A 6,389-nucleotide genomic window follows, 5' to 3' on the forward strand; every position below is an offset into this window, starting at 1 on the left:
GGGGTAGTGCAAATGGTTCGGCGTGGTGATCGCCACCACATCGACCGAGGGGTCATTGACCAGCGCTTGCCAGTCGCCATGGGCCTGGGCAAACCCCCAGGCGTTGGCGCAGCGCTGGGCGCGTTCGGTGTCGGCATCGGCCAGGGCGGCCAGTTTGAGGCTGACCGGCAGTTCAAATACCGTGCGGGCGTTATTGAACGCCAAGGCATGGGCACGGCCCATGAAGCCAGTGCCGATCAGGCCGATTCCGAGTTCGCGCATCGCCGTGGTCCTTTGGATTATTGTTTTCAGGGAGGCTATTAATGGAATATAAATTCAAATAATTCAAGATGTGGAAAAAATAATTCATTTCTGCGCCCGCATCATTGCGGTTGATGGGGCTACATTCAGCGCATGGCCAAAAGCCGCCAGTTAACAAAAGATAACGTAGCGTCGATTGTCAGACGATTCGAAACCCCGATAGGATGACCCCTGCTTCCTCCAGGCGCTCTAGATTGCAGGTTTCAGAGCCCGGGAAGGTAAGACGACCTAACAATAATAAATGGGAGAAAGGTCTATGAGTGAGCCTGTCATGGGTTGGGTTGTTTGCCGCCCACGCGCCGCACGCAGGGTTGCGTTGCTGGCCACAGCGCTCTCGCTGTTTGCAGGTGCCGCGTTGCCGGCTCTCGTGCTGGCAGCCAGCGATACCCCCTTACAGCCGGTGTTGGCGATTGAATCCCCCAAGGCCGCCAAAGGCCTGATGATCGACGTAGTCCACGCAGGCTCGCGCCTGGTGGCGGTCGGTGATCGCGGGCATATCCTCTATTCCGATGACCAGGGCAGCACCTGGACCCAAGCCAAAGTCCCCACCCGCCAGTTGCTCACGGCGGTGTTTTTTGTCGATGACAAACACGGCTGGGCTGTCGGCCACGATGCGCAGATCCTGGCCAGCACCGACGGCGGCGCCACCTGGACCCAGCAATACCAGGACCTCAAGCGCGAAGCGCCGTTGCTCGACGTGTGGTTCAACGACGCCCACCACGGCCTCGCCGTCGGCGCCTACGGGGCGCTGATCGAAACCACCGACGGCGGTATAACCTGGGAGGACGTCAGCGACCGCCTCGACAACGAAGACCAGTTCCACCTCAACGCCATCGCCTCTATCAAGGACGCCGGCCTGTTTATCGTCGGCGAGCAGGGCAGCATGTTCCGCTCCAGCGACGACGGCCAGACCTGGGAAAAACTCGAAGGCCCCTACAATGGCTCGCTGTTCGGCGTGATCGCCACCGCCCAACCGCACACCCTGTTGGCCTACGGCTTGCGCGGCAACCTCTACCGTTCCACGGATTTCGGCAGCACTTGGGAGCAGGTCGAACTGAAGGCGGCGCGCGGCGCCCTGGAGTTCGGCTTGTCCGGGGCGACTTTGCTCGCTGACGGCGCGCTGGTGGTGGTCGGCAACGGCGGCAGCGTGGTGGTCAGCCATGACGACGGCCAGACCTTCAGCGTGTTCAATCGCCCGGACCGTATTTCACTCTCGGCGGTGACGGCGGCGGGCAATGGCAACTTGGTTCTGGTCGGGCAGGGTGGCGTTCGTGTAGCTACGCCAACCGGCGCCGAACCCACAAAACAATAAGAAGGCGGGGAAAGAATGAGCAGTCATCACAACGATAAAGCGACCTTTCTTGAGCGCCTGATCTTCAACAACCGCCCGGCAGTGATCGTCATCTGCCTGCTGGTGAGCATTTTCCTGTTCTGGCAGGCGACGTTGATTCGCCCGTCCACCAGCTTTGAAAAGATGATCCCGCTCAAGCACCCCTTCATCGAAAAGATGATGGAGCACCGCAACGACCTGGCCAACCTGGGCAACACCGTGCGTATTTCGGTGGAGGCCAAGGACGGTGACATCTTCACCAAGGAATACATGGAGACCCTGCGGCAGATCAACGACGAGGTGTTCTACATCTCCGGCGTCGACCGCTCGGGCCTCAAGTCGCTGTGGAGCCCCAGCGTGCGCTGGACCGAAGTGACCGAAGAAGGTTTTGCCGGCGGTGAAGTGATCCCGCAGAGCTACAACGGTTCGCCGCAAAGCCTCGATCAACTGCGCAACAACGTGCTCAAGTCCGGCCAGGTCGGGCGGCTGGTGTCCAACGACTTCAAGTCGAGCATCGTCGACATCCCGCTGCTGGAGTCCTACCCCGACCCGCAGGACCAGGGCAAGTTGCTGGCGCTGGACTATCGGCAGTTCTCCCATGAACTGGAGGACAAGATCCGCACCAAATTCGAAGCGCAGAACCCCAACATCAAGATCCACATCGTCGGTTTCGCCAAGAAGGTCGGCGACCTGATCGACGGGCTGGTGATGGTCGTGCTGTTCTTCGGCATTGCCTTCGTCATCACGCTGGTGCTGTTGCTGTGGTTCACCAACTGCCTGCGCAGTACCGTCGCGGTGTTGAGCACCACGTTGGTGGCGGTGGTCTGGCAACTCGGCTTGATGCACTTCTTCGGCTTCGGGCTCGACCCGTATTCGATGCTGGTGCCGTTCCTGATCTTTGCCATCGGTATTTCCCACGGCGTGCAGAAGATCAACGGTATCGCCCTGCAATCGAGCGATGCGGACAACGCGCTGACTGCCGCACGGCGCACCTTCCGCCAACTGTTCCTGCCGGGGATGATCGCGATTCTGGCGGATGCGGTGGGTTTCATTACGCTGTTGATCATCGACATCGGCGTGATCCGGGAACTGGCCATCGGCGCGTCCATCGGCGTGGCGGTGATCGTGTTTACCAACCTGATCCTGCTGCCGGTGGCGATTTCCTATGCCGGTATCAGCAAGCGCGCCGTCGCCAGGAGCAAGAAAGACGCGAATCGCGAGCACCCGTTCTGGCGCCTGCTGTCGAATTTCGCCAGCCCGAAAGTCGCGCCGATTTCCGTCGCCCTGGCGCTGGTCGCGTTTGGCGGCGGCCTCTGGTACAGCCAGAACCTCAAGATCGGCGACTTGGATCAAGGCGCGCCGGAACTGCGCCCGGATTCGCGCTACAACAAGGACAACAACTTCATCATCAGCAATTACTCCACCAGTTCCGACGTGCTGGTGGTGATGGTCAAGACCAAGGCCGAAGGCTGTTCGCGCTATGAAGCCATGGCGCCCATCGACCAGTTGATGTGGAAGATGCAGAACACCGAGGGCGTGCAGTCGGCGATCTCGCTGGTGACCGTGTCCAAGCAGATGATCAAGGGCATGAACGAGGGCAACCTGAAATGGGAAACCCTGTCGCGCAACCCGGACGTGCTGAACAACTCCATCGCCCGCGCCGATGGCCTGTACAACAACAACTGTTCGCTGGCGCCGGTGCTGGTGTTCCTCAACGACCACAAGGCCGAAACCCTCGACCGCGCCGTGCATGCGGTGCAGGACTTCGCCAAGGAAAACAACAAGGACGGCCTGGAATTCATCCTCGCCGCCGGTAACGCCGGGATCGAGGCGGCCACCAACGAGGTGATCAAGGAGTCGGAGCTGACTATCCTGGCCCTGGTGTACCTGTGCGTAGCGACCATGTGCATGATCACCTTCCGCTCCTGGGCGGCGACCCTGTGCATCGTGCTGCCGCTGGTGCTGACGTCGGTACTGGGCAACGCGCTGATGGCGTTCATGGGCATTGGCGTCAAGGTCGCGACTTTACCGGTGGTGGCCCTGGGCGTGGGGATCGGCGTGGACTACGGCATTTACATCTACAGCCGTCTGGAAAGTTTCCTGCGCGCCGGTTTGCCGCTGCAAGAGGCGTACTACCAGACGCTCAAGTCCACAGGTAAGGCCGTGCTGTTTACCGGGTTGTGCCTGGCGATCGGCGTGTGTACCTGGATCTTCTCGGCGATCAAGTTCCAGGCCGACATGGGCCTGATGCTGACCTTCATGCTGCTGTGGAACATGTTCGGTGCGCTGTGGCTGCTGCCGGCGCTGGCAAGGTTCCTGATCAAACCGGAGAAGTTGGCCGGGCAGAAAGGCAATTCGCTGTTCGCCCATTGAGTGCGTTGGTGGGGGCGGTTTCGCCCTCACCGTCAATGTCACACCGCGCTCACTGGCTTGCGCGCGGTGCTGGCGCGATCGCCAGGAACAGCTGGTCCACGGGCGGCGTGATCAACACGTAGACAATCCGCCTGATCGGCTCGGCGCCCGGTTCCTGGGGGCTACGCAAGCTGGCTTGCACGTGTTGCTTGAGCAAATCCTTCTGCGTGTATTTACGCTGCTCCGCCAGTTTCAGGTGGGCGCGGGTATAGCGGGCGGGCGGGGCGTCGGCGCTGGCGTAATGGAAGTGCGCATACCACAGCACCACCGGCGGTTTTTTCGCTTTGTCGTACACCGCGTACTCGGTGAAGAAGTCGCCACTGAGGGTCGGCCGTTGCGGGTCGGCCAGGCTGGTCAGGTTGATATCGATCTGTTGGTGTTGCCACAGATACTCGAGGCCCTCCGGGGTCGGCCATTGACGCTTGTAGCCCTCGCTGCACACCCGTTGCGCCAGCCGAGCCATGTCGCGGGCCTGGGCCTGGTATTCATCGATCAGGTCCTGGGCCGAGGGTTTATCGAGGTGGTCGCGTTTGATTTCATCGGCGAGTGCGCTGAGTTTGTTCGCGTGCCCGGTGAGCAGTTCGTCCCAGTCGCCAGGGTTGACCTGTTGGCGGGTGAGGGGCGAATCAAGTTTTTGCTGGTCGCTGGTGATCACCCGCTCAATGCCGCTGCGTTGCTCGATCAGCGTCTGGGCCAGGCCTTTGAGCGTTGCCAGCGTGCGGCCTTGTGGGGCTGGCATGGGGGCTTGGGCCGGCTGCTCGGCGGTCGTCTCCCAGCCATCCGCGTGCTGGTTGAATGAGGCAACGGCTTCACCGGTCAGCGTATCGGTGAGGGTGAAGTGCTCCTCGGTGTTCTGCGCATCGGCCGGCTTGAGTTCGCCGATCAAATAGTCTTTTTTACGGGTTTTGAACACGCGTTTTGTCGGCGCCTTGGGCCGCAGGGTTTTCGACAGCGGTAGCACCACCTCCAGCTCTTCCTGCTTGCGCACCACCGCTTCCAGCTCGCTCTGCGCCAGCGCCTGGGCGTATTCGAGGCCCGCCAGCAGGCGCTCGGCCTGCGGACGCAGGCGGCTCGGGTTGAGCGCCTTGAGTGCGCGGATCGCCTCTTCATAACGGCGGTACTTTTTCAGTACGGTCTCGTACACATCCCGTTGTTCGGTAAGGGTGTACTCGGTGCTGCTGCGCACCTCGACGTGTGACAGCAGCACTTCGCTCAGGTCGGTTTGCTCAAGGCGTTTGACGTACAGCTCTTCCTGCGGCGGCAGGCGCACATCGCTCATCTCAACGCTGCTGGCCGCCAGGTAATCCAGGGCGTTGAGCCGCAGGTTGTCGGGGAAGAAATGCTGCGGGTACACGATCTGTGCCAGCAGTTCTTGGCGTATCGTGCGCCCCGCCAGTGAATCGTTTTCCAGCTGTTCCAGGGTGACTTCCATGGCGCTTGAGACCTCGGCCATGTGCTGGCGAATGTTCGCGGATTCGATGGCGTTGCGCACATATTCGTCGTAGACCGTCGAGTCGCCCAGCAAGTTGTTCACGAACATGCGCCGCGCCATCGATGCCATGGGTTCGCCTGCGCTGGAAAAGCGCACAGCGTTCAACCGCGACACGAGCATCTCTTGGATAAACAGTTGTTGATCCCAAATCGTCTTGAGGATTTTTGCGCGGTCGTGCACATGCATACCGGCGCCGCCGACCTTTTCCAGCTCCACGCCCAATTGGACCATTTCCAGGCGCGGGGTCAGTGATTGCGCAAACAGCATTTCCAGGTTCTCCAGCAGCACCTGAAACTCGGTCCGCAGCGTCTGGTGCTTGAGTGCTTCCTTCAAATGCCGTGCTTCGAGGGCGGGCCTTTGCTGGTCGGTCGCTTGTTGCAGCAGGTTCCACACCAATTGCGCGGTTTTGCGTTGCGTGCGCAAGGCTTCCAGGGCCGGTGATATTTGCGTCGCGGATGCCTGGAACGGCGCCATCAGGTGCTGCATGTCTTCGCCGAGTGCTTGCACGCGTGCGAGTACCTCGGCTTTCCTGCGTTGGTTTTCCTCGCGCAAGGCCGCCAATCGCTTGGGCCCGCCGCCCAGCAGTTTGAAGCCACGGTCCAGCGACCAATGGCCGTTGCCGTCGGTTCTTAGCTGAATGCCGGGGTGCTCGGTTTTTTCTGGATGAATGATGAACACGTCACCAAAGCCCGGGACAATGCTGACCCTGAATAACAGCCCGGCCACCGAGGCATGCCACAGGCCGTTGATGCGGTACAAGCCTTGGTGAGGCCCGATGGTGATCGGGGCGGGAGCGGGGACGGGCCACGGCACGTTGACGGCGCGCAGTTTCTCCAGCAGCGCGGCGCAGGCCGT

3 protein-coding genes and 1 pseudogene are annotated in these 6,389 nt (G+C 61.0%); 2 read left to right on the plus strand and 2 right to left on the minus strand.

Annotation, left to right across the window (positions count from 1 at the left end; translation table 11 throughout):
• Nucleotides 1-261, minus strand: a 261-nt coding sequence (locus L9Z73_RS23265; protein ID WP_247406021.1) for a Gfo/Idh/MocA family protein, incomplete at its 3' end; no start/stop codon positions are given.
• Nucleotides 262-571: 310 nt separating this feature from the next.
• Between L9Z73_RS23265 and L9Z73_RS23270 the strand changes: the two genes are divergently transcribed.
• Entirely contained in the window at nucleotides 572-1,612 is a 1,041-nt protein-coding gene (locus tag L9Z73_RS23270) for a WD40/YVTN/BNR-like repeat-containing protein (RefSeq protein WP_247406027.1), read from the plus strand.
• 15 nt (nucleotides 1,613-1,627) lie between these two features.
• A complete protein-coding gene (locus L9Z73_RS23275) occupies nucleotides 1,628-4,003 on the plus strand; it encodes an efflux RND transporter permease subunit (protein ID WP_247406024.1) in 2,376 nt (791 codons plus the stop codon).
• A gap of 49 nt (nucleotides 4,004-4,052) precedes the next feature.
• On the opposite strand, the pseudogene L9Z73_RS23280 reads toward L9Z73_RS23275, so the two are convergent.
• Nucleotides 4,053-6,389, minus strand: a pseudogene (locus tag L9Z73_RS23280) (hypothetical protein); the annotation flags it as partial.

The sequence above is a fragment of the Pseudomonas emilianonis genome, from assembly GCF_023072625.1.
GTDB lineage: Bacteria > Pseudomonadota > Gammaproteobacteria > Pseudomonadales > Pseudomonadaceae > Aquipseudomonas > Aquipseudomonas paraveronii.